This window comes from Streptomyces sp. NPDC055955 (assembly GCF_042270245.1).
GTDB lineage: Bacteria > Actinomycetota > Actinomycetes > Streptomycetales > Streptomycetaceae > Streptomyces.
In genome coordinates this window covers 62,328-77,544 of record NZ_JBHJYS010000030.1, presented here as the reverse complement: position 1 = coordinate 77,544, position 15,217 = coordinate 62,328, and the positions used below count along the sequence as shown (strand labels likewise).

Sequence of the window (15,217 nt, the reverse complement as noted above, 5' to 3'; positions counted from 1 at the left end):
ACGGCCAGCGTCCCGCTGTCTCCTCGAGCAGCACTGGAACGTTCCCGGACCGCGGCGAGGCCCTCCTGGCGCCCTCTCAGGCGAAGGCGACGTCGCCGGCCTTCCCGTCCTCGCCGACGAACGCCGCCAGCTTCCCGGCCTCTTCGACGACGTCCCGGGTGTCCTCGTCGGACAGTTGGCGGAACGGGCTCAGCAGCAGCGTCGAGCCGTTGAGCGCCCAGGTGCCCTCGACGAAGCCGTCGACCAGGAACGTGGGCCTGACCTGTGACATCCCCGGCATGACCTGCTTGCGGTCGCCGTCGTCGATCACCCGGCTGCGGTCGCTGTGTCCGAGGACGGCGTTGTCGAACGGCGGCAGGAACCGCACCGGGGCGGGCAGGTCCGGATCGGCGAGCTCCGCGTCGGGGAGGTCGAAGAGTTCCCTGCCCCCCTCGTCGCGGTAGGTCCGCAGCCGCGGCCGCATCCGGTCGAGGACCTCCCCGAGCCGGGTGAGTCCGCACCACGCCTGTACGTCCATGACGCCGGCCGGCCCGAAGGCCGCGAGATAGCGGAGCACCATGGTCTCCACCTGGGGTGCCGTCGACAGGGGCCGACCGGTCCACTCGTCGGCCAGCACACAGGGAACGGCTTTGCGGTTGCCCCACTTGCCCCAGGTGCCGCTGGGCGGCGGGTGGAGCAGGGCCAGCAGGAAGTGGGCCGTCCCGCCGAGAGCCTGGGGACTGCGGCCGGGAAACCGTTCCGCGAGCAACCGGCCCAACTGGGGCCGGGTGAGGGTCTGTCCGGCCAGCAGCTCCCGGCCGGCCGCGGCGAGGGCGGCGAGATCGAGTCCGGCGATCTCCTTGCCGAATCCCTGCCGCGGCGAGCGGTCGAGCACCGGCTGGACCAGGGGCCGCAGCAGCGCGAAGTCCTCGGCGGCCGTGAGGTGCTGGGTGGTGCGCAGCAGCGCTCCCCGCACCACGCTGCGATCGTGCAGCAGCGCCGTCAGGTCCTCGTGCGCGAAACCGGCCACACGGGCCCACAGGCCCACGTACGGCGCGTTGCACTCCTGTCCCTGCATCGCGACCAGGTGCCTGATCGCTTCGAGCGCGGTGCCGTCGGTGCGGCGCAGCAGCAACTGCCTCTGCAGGAGCGTCCGGTTGAGCACCAGGTTGGAGAGCACGGACATGTCGGCCCTTTCTCGTGTCGCGGGCCGGTTCGTGCCCGTTCGGTGCGCCTCGGTGGGCGACCTGGCTAGTCGGCGTCGGCTGCGCCGTCCGGGGCCGCCACGTCCCGCCGGACCACACGCGAGCGGGTGAACAGCCGGCCGTCGCGGCGGACCAGGACGTCCTCCACCGTCGAACTGGGCTCCAGGATCACGGCGCCGGTCTCGTCCGTCACGCTGACCAGGGAGCGGAAGACGACGCTGATCTCGTCCTCGGCCACCTGCTCGATCACGAACTTGTCGAACCAGTGCCGGAAGATCTTGTTGCCGTAATGAGGGATCGCCCGGGACATCGCGGCGAGCAGGTTCTCCCGGCCGGCCAGCTCCCAGCCGTCCTTGACCTGAGCATAACTTCCGTCCTCGGTGAACGTGAGCACGAACTCCTCCAGCTTCCGGTCCTCCAGGAGAGGGAGCTGGAACGCGTAGAACGCCTGGACCTCCACGTGGAGTTCGGCCGAGACCCGGGTCGGAGCGGAACTTGATCGGTGCGGCACGGTGCATCCCCTTCGTCGGTGCGCGCGTCACGAGCGCGGGCGCACCACTCTCGGCCGCGCCCCTCGACCATGGATCGCGCACCGCTGGAACGTCACCGCGTCGTTCTCCAGCGGGAGTCGAGCACGGCACGGGACAATCCGGCAGATCATCACGACCGGACGGAGCGCACTTCCATGACCGACCGCACCACCGACGAACTACGGATGTCCTGGGCCGAGGCGTGTGCCCGCCGTGTGAGCCGGCACTTCCTGGCGGAGACCGCGCCGGGCGGGGGGATCACGGAAGCCGCGAGCGCCATGTGCGGCGCCCATGCGCAGGTCATGTCCGGTGCCGAGATGTCGCTCGGGCTGCGCGTCCCGGGCACGACGCGCACCGATGTGCAGTCGGCGCTCTGGAAGGACCGCAGCCTCGTGAAGAGCTACGGGCCCCGCGGCACCGTGCACCTCCTCGCGGCCGAGGAGCTCCCCATGTGGGTCGGCGCCCTGTCGTGCGTCCCGAGGCCCCCGAGCGCCCTGCCCCACGCATTACTGACAGACCATCAGGTGGAGGAGGTGCTGGAGGCGATCGAGTCCGCCGTCGAGGACGGCGAGCTGACCGTCGAGGAACTGGGCGACGAGGTCGTCGGCCGCACCGGCCCCTGGGCGGCGGACCTGGCGCTGCCCGCCTTCTCCGGTGCCTGGCCCCGGTGGCGGGCCGCCCTGCAGACCGCCGCGAACCGGGGTGTCCTGTGCTTCGGGCCGAACCGGGGGCGCAAGGTCACCTACACCAGTCCGCGCCGATGGGTCCCGGGCTTTCGCCCCATGGACAGCGCCGCCGCCTCGGCCGAGGTCCTGCGCCGCTATCTGCACGCCTACGGGCCGGCGACCTCCCAGCAGTTCGCGCAGTGGCTGGGCGCCCCGAGAAGGTGGTCGGCGGACCTCTTCGACACGATCACGGACGAGTTGGTTCCGGTCGATCTGGACGGCACGCCGGCCTGGACGACCGAACCGGCCGCCCCCACGGCACCCAGCCCCCGCAGCGGCCTGAGGCTGCTGCCGTACTTCGACCCCTACGTCATCGGCTGCCACCCGCGCGACGCGGTGTTCCCCGGCCCGGCCGCCGGCCGGGCACTCTCCGGCGGCCAGGCAGGGAACGTACCTGTGGTCCTGATCGACGGAGTCGTCGCCGGCGTGTGGCACCAGCGGCGGTCGGGGCGCCGCCTCGACGTCCGGGTGGAGCCCTTCACCCCGCTCTCCGCCGCCCGGCGCTCCGAACTGACCGCCCAGGTGGACCGGATCGGCGAGATCCTGGAGGGCACCCCGACGCTCACCGTCGGCGTCGTCGACGCCGGCAAGCATCTGTAGCCGCCCGTGCGGCGGGCGCGGTCAGCCCGAGACGGTGAGGGACACGTTGCCCCGGTACGCACCGTCCAGCAGCGACAGCATCGTCCGGGGGGCCTCCTCGATGCCCCCCTCGACCACGGTGTGCGGGAAGACGAAGCGCCCCTCGCCCAGCCAGGTCCCGAAGTGCTCCGCCCAGGCCCAGATCTGCTCCGGCGTGTGGTAGCAGGCGAACGGGCGCAGCTCCAGGTGCTTGGTGATCGCGGTCATCAGGTCCAGCCGGGGCCGGCCGGCCTCGGTGTCACCGATCTGGCCGGACAGCGCACCGCAGAGCGCGAACCTGGCGTGCGGGGCCGCCACCTCGACGGCCGCCTCGAACTGCTCGCCGCCGACGTTGTCGAAGAAGACGTTGATGCCGTCGGGTGCCAGCTCGCGCAGGCGGTCGACGACGGGACCGTCGTGGTAGTCGAAGGCCGCGTCGAAGCCCAGCTCGTCGACCAGGTAGTCGACCTTGGCCTTGCTTCCGGCGCTGCCGATCACCCGCGCGGCGCCACGGCACTTGGCGATCTGGCCGGCCAGCGAGCCCACCCCGCCCGCCGCACCGGAGACGAACACCACGTCGTCCTTGCCCGCCTTGGCGATCTCGGCCATCCCGTAGTACGCGGTGGGGCCCTGGCTGAGGAAGTACACCGGGCTCGGGAAGGCACCGACGGGCAGCTTGAAGTAACCCTGGGCCGGACCGACCGAGTACTCGCACCAGCCGCTCATGCCCTGGACGACGTCGCCGACGGCCAGGTCGGGGCTGTTGGAACGCACCACGGTGCCGACCGCGCCGCCGCCCAGACGGTCGCCCACCTTCCACGGCGGGAGCGGCAGCTTGCAGTCGGCCTTCATCAAGTCCGCGTAGGCCGCGGCGAGGCTCAGGTGATCCGTCCTGACGACGACCTCTCCCTCGCCCGGCTCGGGCACCTCCACCTCGACGAGGTCGAAGTTGCCGAGGACCGGCCGCCCCTGCACGTGCGAGGCCATACGGACTTCCCGGGCCGTCTTCGGAATGGTGGTCATCTCTCTCCTCGTGATGGTTCCTGAGCGCCGACGCGGCGGGCCCCTGTCTCCCTCATGGGTAACGCACGGCGCTCGAGGGGCGCTGGAGCGGAAGCCGCTGCTCCAGGGCGCCGACGGCCCGTGTCCAGGAGCGCTCCAGATCCGCACGAGTCACCGGCGAAAGGCTCGTGACTCTCCAGACAGCTCAGCCCTGATCCCTGAGGAGCTCACGATGCGCGTCCTGTTCACCGTGTGGCCGATGTCGGCGCATCTGTATCCCGTCGTTCCGCTCGCCTGGGCCCTGCAGGGTGCGGGGCACGAGGTGCGCGTCGCCTCCCACCCCGCGCTGACGGAGTCGGTCACCGCCGCGGGTCTGACCGCGGTGCCGTTGTCCGACGCGGACACCATGCCCGCGCTCTCGGCGGTCGGCCGCTTCATGATCGACGACGAGGAGCGTGGCCGGCTCGCCGAGGCGCTGGCCATCGGGCCCGGCGACCAGGACGCGTGGCAGATGTTCAGCGACTACGCCCTGGCGGCCCTGCGCATCTTCCACACGCCCGAGGGCTCCTCGGCTCTCGCCCCGGGCGTGGAGCACCTGGTCGACGTGGCCCGCAGCTGGCAGCCGGACCTGGTGCTCTGGGACCAGTGGCCGGCCGCGGCGGTGGCGGCCCGGCTCTGCGGCGCGGCCCAGGCCCGCACGCTCTGGGGGCCGGACTACTGCGGCTGGGCCCGTGCCCGGTTCCTCGAACGCGGCGGGGCCCCCGCACTGGGCCTGGAGGACCCGCTGGTCGACGTGGTGCGGCCGATCGCCGAGCACTACGGCCTGGACGTCGACGAGGAGTTGCTCCTCGGCCAGTGGAGCGTCGACCCCACGCCGGCGTCGATGCGGCTGCGCACCGGGGCCCGCACGGTCGCGGTGCGCAGGGTGCCGTACACGGGCGTCGGTGCCGTGCCCGAATGGCTGCACCGCGCGCCAAAGCGGCCGCGGGTGGCGCTCTCCCTGGGGATGTCCGGCCGGCTGTTCCACACCAACGCGGCCATGATCGCCGATATGCTGGAGACGGTCGGCGGTCTGGACGCCGAGGTGGTGGCCACACTGAACGAAGCGCAGCTGGCCGGTCAGCACGTACCGGACAACGTCCGTACGGTCGACTATCTGCCGCTCAACCAGCTGTTGCCCAGCTGCTCGGCGATCATCCACCACGGCGGTGGCGGCACGCTGTCCGCGGCCGTGGCCCACCAGGTGCCGCAACTCGTCCTGCGTGACGAGGGGGTGGAGGGGCCGGCCTACGCCAGGTACCTCACCGACCGCGGCGCGGGCCTGACCCTCGACCACAAGGAGCAGTCCCCTCAGGAGATGCGCGCCAGGATCCAGCGGGTCCTCCAGGAGCCGCGGTTCCGGGCCGGTGCGGACACACTGCACGCCGACTGGCTCGCCACACCGAGCCCGCACGACGTCGTCCCGGTCCTGGAAGGGCTGACCGCGCGGTATCGCCGCCGGTAGTGACCAGGGACCCGACGCGGCCCGTCGCCATGCACACCGGCGGCGGGCCGCGTCGTGGCCATGCCCGGGGCCGGGGCCGGGGCCGAAAGCGACTGTCGGGCTTTCGGCTTTTGCTTCCGGCTTCCGGCTTCCGGCTTCCGGCTTCCGGCTTCCGGCTTCCGGCTTCCGGCTTCCGGCAGCAACGCCGACGCCGCCCGGATGCGGGTCCGAGCGGCGCTGACAGCACTTCGGGCGGGAGCGGTCCCGCCGTGCGGCTCTAGGGCCGGGCCGCGATGAACTCCTTGACCGAGGAGATCACGTAGTCGAGCATCTCGTCGGTGAGACCCGGGTAGACGCCGATCCAGAAGGAGCCCAGGGTGACGATGTCACTGTTGGTCAACTCCCCTACCACTCGGTGCGGTTGGTCCGCGTAGGCGGGATGCCGGGTCAGGTTGCCGGCGAACAGCCGACGGGTGCCGATCTTCCGTTCCTCCAGGAACGCCACCAGTTCGGCCGCGCCGAAAGGTGCCTGGGGATCGACGGTGAGCACGAAGCCGAACCAGCTCGGGTCACTGCGCGGCGTGCTCTCGGGAAGGACCAGGTGCGGAAGCCCGTCCAGCCCTTCGCGCAGCCGTCGCCAGTTGCGCCGGCGCGCGTCCACGAAGCGGTCCAGTTTGTCGAGCTGGGTGAGCCCGAGCGCCGCCTGCAGGTCGGTGGCTTTGAGGTTGTAACCGACGTGGGAGTAGATGTACTTGTGGTCGTAACCGGCGGGCAGCGTGCCCAGCTGGTACTTGAACCGCTTGAGGCAGGTGTCGCTCACACCGGGCTCGCACCAGCAGTCACGGCCCCAGTCGCGCAGCGACTCCACCACCCGGGCCAGCACCAGGTTGGAGGTGAGGACGCAGCCGCCCTCCCCCATCGCCAGGTGGTGCGCGGGGTAGAAGCTGACGGTGGACAGGTCACCGAAGGTGCCCGTGGGCCTCCCGTCGTAGGTGGCGCCGACCGCGTCGCAGTTGTCCTCGATCAGGAACAGATCGTGCTGGGTCGCCAGTTCGGCGAGCTCCGCGACCGCGTAGGGATTCCCCAGGGTGTGGGCGATGATGATCGCGCGGGTCCGGGGGCCTATCGCCTCGGCCACCCGCTCCACCGTCGTGTTGTACGTGCCGAGCTCGATGTCGACGAAGACCGGGACCAGGCCGTTCTGCAGGATCGGGTTCACCGTGGTGGGGAAGCCCGCGGCCACGGTGATCACCTCGTCGCCGGGCCGGAGCCGGCGGTCCTCCAGGAGGTGCGAGGTCAGCGCCGAGACCGCCAGGAGGTTCGCGGAGGACCCGGAGTTCACCAGGTGCGCCTTGCGGCGTTTCAGCTTCTTGGCGAACGCCGACTCGAACGTGCGTGAGCTCGGACCCGCCGCGATCCGCATCTCCAGCGCGGCCTCGACCAGCGCAAGCCGGTCCTCCTCCTCGAGCACCGCGCCGGACGGCCAGATCTCCGTCACGCCGGGAGTGAACGGCTCGGCCGAGTCGGCTGCTGCCTGGTGGTACGCCCGCACCGCGTCCAGGACCGATGCCTTGTGATCGCTCATGTCTGTGCCTCTTCCCTCTCTTCTCCGCGTACTGGTACGCATGCCGTGTCGAGCAGGTCTCGCAGCGATCGGTCCAGATCACGGTGTGGCTGCCAGCCGAGCAGGCGCCGGGCCTTGGAGACGTCCAGCCGCTGCCACTGCGCGTCCTCACGCAGTGAGCGGCCGTCCGCGTCCTCGACGACCTCGACGGGCAGACCGCTCAGCGCGACCATGCGGGCGACCAGGTGCCGCATCCGCACCGCCTCGCCCCGGCCGATGTTGACGATCTGTCCGTTCACCGCGGACAGCGGGGCGGCCGCCGCCGCCAGTACCGCGTCGGCCACGTCCCGGGCGTCCACGAAGTCACGCCGGACGGCCAGCGTCCGGAACCTCAGGGCCGCGGGGGTCTCCCCCCGGTCCTGTGCCCGCGCCGCCTCCACGAGGTGGTCGGCCACCTGCCGGAGCAGGCTGCCCCGGGGGGTCCCGGGCCCGGACACGTTGGCGAGGCGCAGCACGACCCCGTCCGCCTCGCCCACCGCGACGGCGCGCAGGACGGAGCGGGTGCCGAGGAGCTTGGTCCGTCCGTACGGCGTACTCGGCGCGGCCGGGTGCTCCTCCGCCGTGCTCGTCCCGGCACGGCCGGGCCCGTACTCGTGGACGCTGCCCAGATGGATCAGTCGCGGCCGGTGGTCCTGTGCGGCGAGGACGCCGACGAGCCGGTCGACCAGCTCGGCGTTCCCCTCCGCCATCTGCCGTTCGTCGGCCCGCCAGGCCCGTCCGGCGGCGTTGACGACCACGTGGGGCCGGATACGCGCCAGCAGGGCGGCGAGGCTGCGCAGCCCGGAGTCCTCGGTGAGGTCGGTGTGTGTGGCGTCGGACCGTGACACCGGCACCACCCGCGCCCCGGCGTCCTGGAACGCGCCGTGGATGTGACGTCCCAGGAAGCCGGTTCCGCCGAGGACCACCGCCCTCATCGTGCGCCCTCCGCGGACTTCGCCGCCTTCCACCAGTGCGGGTTGTCCCGGTACCAGTCGACGGTGTCGGCGAGCCCCTGCTCGAAGGGGGTCGACGGCAGATAGCCCAACTGCTCCCTGATCTTGGTGTCGTCCAGCGAGTAGCGCCGGTCGTGACCCTTGCGGTCGGCGACCCGGCGCAGCGCGGAGCGGTCGGCGCCGAGCAGCTCCAGGAGGCGGCCGGCGACCTCGGTGTTGGTCCGCTCGTTGCCGCCCCCCACGTTGTAGACCTCGCCGGCCCGGCCCTGGGTGAGGACCAGCTGGATCGCCCGGCAGTGGTCGTCGACGTGCAGCCACTCGCGGACATGGGCGCCGTCGCCGTACAGCGGGACGGGGCGGCCCTCCAGGAGGTTGGTGACGGCGAGCGGAATGAGCTTCTCGGGGTGCTGGTGGGGCCCGTAGTTGTTGGAGCACCGGGTGATGGACACGTCGAGGCCGTGCGTGCGCCAGAAGGAGCGGGCGATGAGGTCGGATCCCGCCTTGGACGCGGCATAGGGGGTGTTGGGCTCCAGCGGCCGTTCCTCCGTCCAGGACCCCTCCTCGATGGAGCCGTACACCTCGTCCGTGGAGATGTGGACCACCCGGCCGACACCGGTGCGCAGGCAGGCCGCGAGGAGGTTCTCGGTACCTGCCACGTTGGTCCGCACGAAGTCGGATCCCGAGTCGATGGAACGGTCGACATGCGATTCGGCGGCGAAGTGGACCACGGCGTCGTGGCCGGGCAGCAGGTCGAGGAGGAGCGGCAGGTCGCAGATGTCCCCCCGGACGAAGTCGAGGCGGGGGTGGGTGTCCGGAAGGTTGTCGCGGTTTCCGGCGTAGGTGAGCTTGTCCACGACGGTGATCCGGGCGTCCTCGTACTGCGGGTACCCGCCCGCCAGCATGGTGCGCACGTAGTGGGAGCCGATGAAGCCGGCGGCGCCGGTGACCAGGATCCTCATGCGCCCACCCCGGCCGGGACGCGTCCGTCGAGCTGCCACGGCGTGAGGATCCCGGCCGTGCGGGCCTCGGCCAGAGTGGGCGCGCCCGCGTCCTTCTCGGACATCACCGGTGGTTCCGAAAACCCCCACGGCAGGGCCAGTTCCGGGTCGAGCGGCTGGATGTGCACCTGAGTGCCGGGCACGTAGGCGCTGGACACGACGTAGCTGATGCAGGTGTCGTCGGCGAGCGCCAGGAATCCGTGGCCGACGCCCTCGGGGACGTAGACGCACCGTCCTGACTCGGCGTCCAGTTCGACCACCGCGTGGCGGCCGAACGCCGGCGAGCCCACCCGCAGGTCCACCACGATGTCACGCAGGGCGCCGCGCACGCAGGTGACGTATTTCGCCTGCCCAGGGGGTGTGCTCACACTGTGTATGCCCCGCAGCGTGCCGCGGCGGGAGACCGAGTAGTTGATCTGGCGCGGCACGAACGGGTACCCCAGCACCCGTTCCAGCTCGTCCGCGCGCAGGGACTCGTAGAAGTTGCCTCGGTCGTCCCTGATCTGTTCCGGGGTGATGACGTACGCCCCGGGGACTGCTGTCTCTTCGACACGCACGGGTCCGGTCACCTTTCCTTTCCTGCTCTGTCGGTGGGCCGCGCCGGCGCACCGGTGGTCGCGTGGGCCTCGCTCATGCTGGCCGGATCCGCTGGACGCTTCCTCGAGAGACGGTGCATCCCCGGGGCGTCCGCCCGTACGGCCGAGACGCCGACCGTGGCGCTGTGCGTCCTGACGTCGTCGATGTCGTAGACGACGGTCACGCCCGTACTGGTGAAGGTGTCTCCCGAACGGACGGCCCGCTGGTCGATGTCGACCCAGCCGATCCGGGCCCCGCTCCCGTCGAGCAGCAGCTCGGCGATCCGGTACGAGAACCGGTCCGGCCCGGTGACGGTCCAGGTTCCCGCGCCGACGCCCCCGGAGACGAGAAAAGCCCGGCCGCCCGGGGTGAAGTGGAACGTGCTCGACGCCGTCCCTGAAGGTCGTTCGACCTGTGCCGTCCAGGCACCGGCCACCGTTTCGGACACCGGTGTGTCTGCCATCCGCCTGCCACCTCCTGGTCGCGGGCCCGGGTCGGGGGTCTCAGGGTGCGAGGGCAGCCTCGACCGGCACTGGAGTACGCGGTGTGTGCAGCGGGGCTCAAGAGTGCGTCTAGCCCGCTGGCGCAGGGTGCTCCCACAGAGAATCCGCACGGCACCCAACGGAGGAATTCAATGAGTCGCACAGGTATCAAGGGCAGCAGGTCCCGGGCGCTGGCTGCCGCAACCGCCGCGGCCCTGCTGGTGCTCCCCCTCGTCGGCGCGACCACCGCACAGGCCCAGGGCGGGACGTCGAGATCCGCCGCCACGCAGGCCGCGGCCAACGTGGCGGGCACCTGGGCGGTACACGTCCACATACCCGGCAGCCCGGACGTCGTGACCAACATTCACTTCACCCCGGGCGGGATCGCGTTCGCCGCCTCGTCGGGTGGTTCGGGCCCCTGGGTCAAGACCAGCACCAACCACTACTCGTACCGCCTCGCGGAGCCGATGTTCGACGCGAACGGGACCTACCTCGGGCGTCTGGACGTCAAGCAGAACATCGTGGTCAGCGGCGACACCTTCACGGGTTCCGGTGAGACCAAGGTCTACGACGTGAACGACACCCTGACGGCCACGGTGCCCGTCACGGAGGACGCCACCCGGGCCTGAACCCCGGCCGCGACGGCCCCGCCCTCGTCCCCCACGGGAGACGAGGGCGGGGCCGTCGCGCTGTCCGCACCACCCGCGCCACATGCGGAAGGCCCGGCCATGCGTCCCGGGGGACGCGTGGCCGGGCCCTGGCCCGCTCGGTCAGTTGACGCCCGCGCCCTGCGGCGCGGTCTCCTGCCCCGGCGCGTCCGGCGTCACCGGCACGGCCGCCGAAGAGGCGGGGCGGCTCCACCTGCGCATGAGCGGCCGCTCGACAAGGCCGTGCAGCGCCCAGGCGAGAACCAGACTGATCGCGACCGTGAGACCGACATCCAGCAGCGCTTGTGGACCACTCCACTTCTCCATCCAGAACTCGGGGTACGCGGTTCCGATCGGCCCGTAGGTGACCACCAGGAAGTGCACGATGTAGAAGGCGTACGACACTTCGCCCAGCCAGACCATGACCCGGCCCCCGAACGGGGTGCGCCGGCCGCGCTGGTCCGCGGTGGCGGCGGAGGCGATCAGCAGCGCCAGCGGCAGCGCGGTCGGCGCCACCCGGCCGTACTCGCCCGGCAGTTGGGACGCGAGGGCGAACGCGGCGACGGTCAGGAGCAGCGACCAGCCGAGGCCCAGGTTGATCCAGCGTCGGGTCAGCACGACGCGGGCGATCAGGATGCCCAGCACGAACTCGAGGAGCCGGGTGAGGGGGAAGTAGTAGACGAACCAGTACTTCCACCAGGGAATGGGATCGAACTGCATCCGCGGTGCGTTGGGAAGCAGTTCGGCGAGGAACGGCACCGCGATGATCGCCAGCGTGATGGCGCCCACCCAGCGCCACAGGCGGGCCGGCTCGATGCGCCGGATGAGCAACAGCAGCCAGGGGAACGCCAGATAGAAGAGCACCTCACAGGCGAGCGACCAGCTGGGGGTGTTGGTGCCCGGGCCCTGGATCACGTCGAAGTCCGGTATCCAGCTCTGCACCAGGAACATGGTGGGCACGGTGTTGGCGACCGTGACGGCGATTCCCGCGTACAGCATCAGAAGCACCGTGGCCGTCAGCGTGACCAGGTGGTTGGGGAAGATCTTCACCACTCGGCGGCGCCAGAACCGCATGCGGGTGTCTCCCGGCCGGGCCACCCAGGTGAGCACGAACCCACTGAGGATGAAGAAGAAGGAGACTCCCTTGTTGCCCGCGCCGAACAGGTACTGCGAATAGCTCTCCCCGGAGCCCCCCATGCGTACGAGCAGGAATCCGCCCGCGTGCGACAGCACCACGAGGAGCGCGGCGACGAAGCGGAGACCGGTGAGAGAGGGGAGCCGGGATTGTTCTCCGGCCCCGGTGGACGGGACATGTGACGCTGACATGGAGCGCCTCCTTCACTGCCGAGCGTCGTTGGGTTGGCCGGCGTCCGACGTCGTGGGCGGAAAGCCGGAGCCACAACGTCCCCCAGGACTGTGGATACCGGCTCGAATATCTGTGGAGTCGCCCGGCCGGACCCCCCGCGCCTCCCGGCGCGCACGCCTGAGGCCGCCCACCTGGTCGGTGGGCGGCCTCGGGTCAGGTGGTTCAGACGGCGAGCTCCTCCACTCCGGCAGCCGGCGCCGTCTCGCCCCGGTTCACGGACCTGGGCAGCGCGAACATCAGCGCGAAGACCAGCGCCAGGCCCCCGGCCACCCACCACAGGGCATGGGTGAAGGCGTCGGAGAAGACGTCGCCGACGGGCCTGCGGGCCGCCTGGCCGGAGTCGACGACGGAGAAGAACACCACGGCGACGAGGCCGAGGCCCAGTGCCAGCCCGAGTTGGTTGATGGTGTTGATGAGCCCGGACGCCGACCCCGCGTGCTCCGTGGGCACCTCCGACAGCACCGCGTCCGTGATGGGGGCGATGATCAGGCCCATGCCGAGCCCCATCACCACCAGGGGCGGCAGCATCTGCCAGCTGGTGATGGCGCTGCCCTGCTGATCGGCCTCCCAGATGTACAGCAGCACGCCGACGAGCTTGACGAGCGCTCCGGCCTGCAACACCTTCCGCCCGAAGCGCGGCACGAGCATCTGCACGGACACGCCCGCGGAGACCGAGGCGGCGACCGAGAAGGGCACACCGGTCAGACCGGCGTGCAGCGGGGACCAGCCGAGGCCGAGCTGCATGTACAGGGTCCAGATCAGGAAGAAGATCCCGGAGATCACCCCGTACGTGAGCTGTACGCCGATGCCCGCCGCGAAGCTCTTCACCTTGAACAGCGACAGCTCCACCAGCGGTGAGCCGTCGCGCGTCTTCTTGGCACGCTCGTACAGGACGAAGACGACGAACACGAGCACGGCGGCGCCCATCGAGAGGAAGCCCCACAGCGGCCAGCCCAGCTCCCTGCCCTGCATCAGCGGGTAGAGGAGCAACAGCAGTCCGACGCTGGCCAGCGCCACGCCGACCAGGTCGAGGCGGAGCGCCTGCGGGGCCCGGGACTCACTGATGTAGCGCCGTCCGAGCACGAGGCCGGCGATGCCGACCGGCAGGTTGACGAGGAAGATCGGACGCCACTCCAGCCCGAAGAGGTTCCACTCGGTGAGCAGCGCGCCGATCATGGGGCCGGCGACGGCGCCGAGGCCGATCATCGCGCCGAACATGCCGAAGACCTTGCCGCGCTCCTCCGCGGGGAAGGTGACGTGGATGATCGACAGCACCTGCGGCACCATCAGGGCGGCCATCGCCCCTTGCAGGAAGCGTGCGACGACCAGGGTCTCCGGGCCGGGCGCGAGACCGCAGACGGCGGAGACGATCGTGAAGCCGGCCATCCCGATGAGGAACAGCCGCTTGCGGCCGTAGATGTCCCCGAGCCTGCCGCCCGTGATCAGGCCGATGGCGAAGGCCAGGGCATACCCGGCAGTGATCCACTGGATCGAACTGAACGAGGCGCCCAGGTCCTCCTCGATGCGTGGCACGGCGACGTTGACGATCGTTACGTCGACCAGGTCCAGGAAGGACGCGGTCATCACCACGGCCAGAGCCAACCACCGTCGGCGGTCGGCCACTTGGCCGACAGATTCGTCGGAAGCGGAGTCCATGAGGCCTCTTCCCCTAGGAATGCAGAGACAGATATCAGGACGGAAGCGTTCCGCACTGCCCTCGACTCCGGCTCGCCGCAGCGTGGAGCAGGCCTTCGCGGGCGCCGCTGCGGCGGCGCCACCTGGTCGGGGCCCCGGCCCATCAGGGATTGAGCGATCCGCGACCACGCGCCCACAAGCTGCGTGCGCGGTGCGGCTCCGCCCTCGCAGCAACGCCGAGCCACCGGGACGCACGGCACGGTGGTCGTCGCTCCCGCGACGACCCCGCGAGGCTCTGAGGAGGGCTCTGATGAAAGCACTCGTGTTGGCCGGAGGCCTGGGCAGCCGGCTGCGCCCGTTCAGTCACTCCATGCCGAAGCAACTCATCCCGATCGCCAACAAACCGGTGCTCGCCCATGTGATGGACCAGCTGCGGGACATGGGCGTCACCCAGGTCGGGATCGTCGTGGGCAACCGAAGCAAGGACATCGTCTCGGCGCTCGGCGACGGCTCGGCGCTGGGCGTCCGGATCACCTACATCCCGCAGGACGAACCCCTGGGACTGGCCCACTGCGTCCGCATCGCCGGTGACTTCCTCGGCGAGGACGACGACTTCGTGATGGTCCTCGGCGACAACATGCTCGCCGACGGCGCGGCCGACCTGGCGGAGGACTTCCGCGCCCGCCGCCCGGCAGCCCAGGTCGTGGTGCGCAAGGTCGCCGATCCACGGGAGTTCGGCGTCGCGGAGGTGGACGAGAACGGCCGTGTGCTGCGGCTCGTGGAGAAGCCCGAGTTCCCCCGGAGCGACCTCGCGGTGATCGGCCTCTACTTCTTCACCCCGGCCATCCACGAGGCGGTCGCCGCCATCGAGCCGAGCGCACGGGGCGAACTGGAGATCACCGACGCGCTGCAGTGGCTGATCACCTCGGGGGCCGACGTCCAGGCCCGGGTCTACCCGGGTTTCTGGAAGGACACCGGCCGGGTCGAGGACGTCCTGGACTGCAACCGCAACCTCCTGGACCGCCTAGACCGGTCGGTGCTGGGCGCGGTCGACGAGAGCAGCGAACTGGTCGGGGCGGTCGTGGTCGAGCCCGGCGCTCGTGTGGTGCGCTCACGCGTCGTCGGGCCGGCGATCATCGGCGCCGGCTCCGTGGTGGCGGACAGCTGGGTCGGCCCGCACACCTCCATCGGCCGCGACTGCCGGCTCAGCGCGGCGGGCGTGGAGTACTCGATCATGCTGGACGGCGCCGCCGTCGACCGGGTGAGCGGCGTCAAGGGTTCCCTGATCGGCCGCGACGCCACGGTGAGCTCGGCCGTGCTCGACGACCACTACCGGCTGGTGGTCGGCGACCACTCGAGCGTGGAGGTCGCCGCCTGACACATGCCGGACGGCCGGTCACCGCTTCGCGGGTGAC

The 15,217-nt window shown here is 70.9% G+C and carries 14 protein-coding genes; 4 read left to right on the top strand and 10 right to left on the bottom strand.

The genetic code is table 11. The features are described 5' to 3' along the window. Positions 1 to 76 precede the first annotated feature (76 nt). A complete protein-coding gene (locus ACFC96_RS40630; RefSeq protein WP_376617355.1) occupies positions 77 to 1,165 on the bottom strand; it encodes a winged helix DNA-binding domain-containing protein in 1,089 nt (362 codons plus the stop codon). Positions 1,166 to 1,230: 65 nt separating this feature from the next. Continuing rightward, positions 1,231 to 1,695: a nuclear transport factor 2 family protein gene (locus ACFC96_RS40625; protein ID WP_376617353.1), complete on the bottom strand. Its 465-nt coding sequence runs from the start codon at positions 1,693 to 1,695 to the stop codon at positions 1,231 to 1,233. Between the two features lie 174 nt (positions 1,696 to 1,869). Between ACFC96_RS40625 and ACFC96_RS40620 the strand changes: the two genes are divergently transcribed. Next, positions 1,870 to 3,039 carry a winged helix DNA-binding domain-containing protein gene (locus tag ACFC96_RS40620; RefSeq protein WP_376617351.1) on the top strand — a complete coding sequence of 390 codons (1,170 nt, stop codon included), beginning with the start codon at positions 1,870 to 1,872 and terminating at the stop codon, positions 3,037 to 3,039. A 21-nt stretch (positions 3,040 to 3,060) separates the two neighbouring features. Here ACFC96_RS40620 and ACFC96_RS40615 read toward each other — a convergent pair whose 3' ends face one another. Next, positions 3,061 to 4,080 carry a zinc-binding dehydrogenase gene (locus tag ACFC96_RS40615; protein ID WP_376617349.1) on the bottom strand — a complete coding sequence of 340 codons (1,020 nt, stop codon included), beginning with the start codon at positions 4,078 to 4,080 and terminating at the stop codon, positions 3,061 to 3,063. 211 nt (positions 4,081 to 4,291) lie between these two features. Here ACFC96_RS40615 and ACFC96_RS40610 point away from each other — a divergent pair, with 211 nt between their 5' ends. Further along, entirely contained in the window at positions 4,292 to 5,563 is a 1,272-nt protein-coding gene (locus ACFC96_RS40610) for a nucleotide disphospho-sugar-binding domain-containing protein (protein WP_376617347.1), read from the top strand. 256 nt (positions 5,564 to 5,819) lie between these two features. Here ACFC96_RS40610 and rfbH read toward each other — a convergent pair whose 3' ends face one another. Genes rfbH through ACFC96_RS40585 form a run of 5 tightly spaced genes read right to left on the bottom strand, consistent with a single transcriptional unit; the run spans position 5,820 to position 10,135 of the window. Then, positions 5,820 to 7,127, bottom strand: a complete 1,308-nt coding sequence (gene rfbH, locus ACFC96_RS40605) for a lipopolysaccharide biosynthesis protein RfbH (protein WP_376264752.1) — start codon at positions 7,125 to 7,127, stop codon at positions 5,820 to 5,822. Then, a complete protein-coding gene (locus ACFC96_RS40600; RefSeq protein WP_376264749.1) occupies positions 7,124 to 8,080 on the bottom strand; it encodes an NAD-dependent epimerase/dehydratase family protein in 957 nt (318 codons plus the stop codon). The genes rfbH and ACFC96_RS40600 overlap by 4 nt, the downstream gene beginning before the upstream one ends. Next, positions 8,077 to 9,057 carry a dTDP-glucose 4,6-dehydratase gene (rfbB, locus tag ACFC96_RS40595; protein WP_376264746.1) on the bottom strand — a complete coding sequence of 327 codons (981 nt, stop codon included), beginning with the start codon at positions 9,055 to 9,057 and terminating at the stop codon, positions 8,077 to 8,079. The genes ACFC96_RS40600 and rfbB overlap by 4 nt, the downstream gene beginning before the upstream one ends. Beyond that, complete coding sequence (locus tag ACFC96_RS40590) at positions 9,054 to 9,653, bottom strand: dTDP-4-dehydrorhamnose 3,5-epimerase family protein (RefSeq protein WP_376264743.1); 600 nt, start codon at positions 9,651 to 9,653, stop codon at positions 9,054 to 9,056. Before ACFC96_RS40590 ends, rfbB begins: the two co-directional genes overlap by 4 nt. 8 nt (positions 9,654 to 9,661) lie before the next feature. Beyond that, the gene (locus ACFC96_RS40585; protein WP_376617345.1) at positions 9,662 to 10,135 is read right to left on the bottom strand and encodes a hypothetical protein; all 474 of its coding nucleotides are present in this window, start codon (positions 10,133 to 10,135) and stop codon (positions 9,662 to 9,664) included. Between the two features lie 171 nt (positions 10,136 to 10,306). On the opposite strand from ACFC96_RS40585, the gene ACFC96_RS40580 reads away from it, so the two are divergent. Beyond that, positions 10,307 to 10,783: a hypothetical protein gene (locus ACFC96_RS40580; RefSeq protein WP_376264737.1), complete on the top strand. Its 477-nt coding sequence runs from the start codon at positions 10,307 to 10,309 to the stop codon at positions 10,781 to 10,783. Positions 10,784 to 10,924: 141 nt separating this feature from the next. Here ACFC96_RS40580 and ACFC96_RS40575 read toward each other — a convergent pair whose 3' ends face one another. Then, entirely contained in the window at positions 10,925 to 12,127 is a 1,203-nt protein-coding gene (locus tag ACFC96_RS40575; protein ID WP_376264735.1) for an acyltransferase family protein, read from the bottom strand. A 202-nt stretch (positions 12,128 to 12,329) separates the two neighbouring features. Then, a complete protein-coding gene (locus ACFC96_RS40570; protein ID WP_376264732.1) occupies positions 12,330 to 13,823 on the bottom strand; it encodes an MFS transporter in 1,494 nt (497 codons plus the stop codon). A gap of 289 nt (positions 13,824 to 14,112) precedes the next feature. Between ACFC96_RS40570 and ACFC96_RS40565 the strand changes: the two genes are divergently transcribed. Continuing rightward, the gene (locus ACFC96_RS40565) at positions 14,113 to 15,180 is read left to right on the top strand and encodes a glucose-1-phosphate thymidylyltransferase (protein ID WP_376617344.1); all 1,068 of its coding nucleotides are present in this window, start codon (positions 14,113 to 14,115) and stop codon (positions 15,178 to 15,180) included. The last annotated feature ends 37 nt before the right edge of the window (positions 15,181 to 15,217 follow it).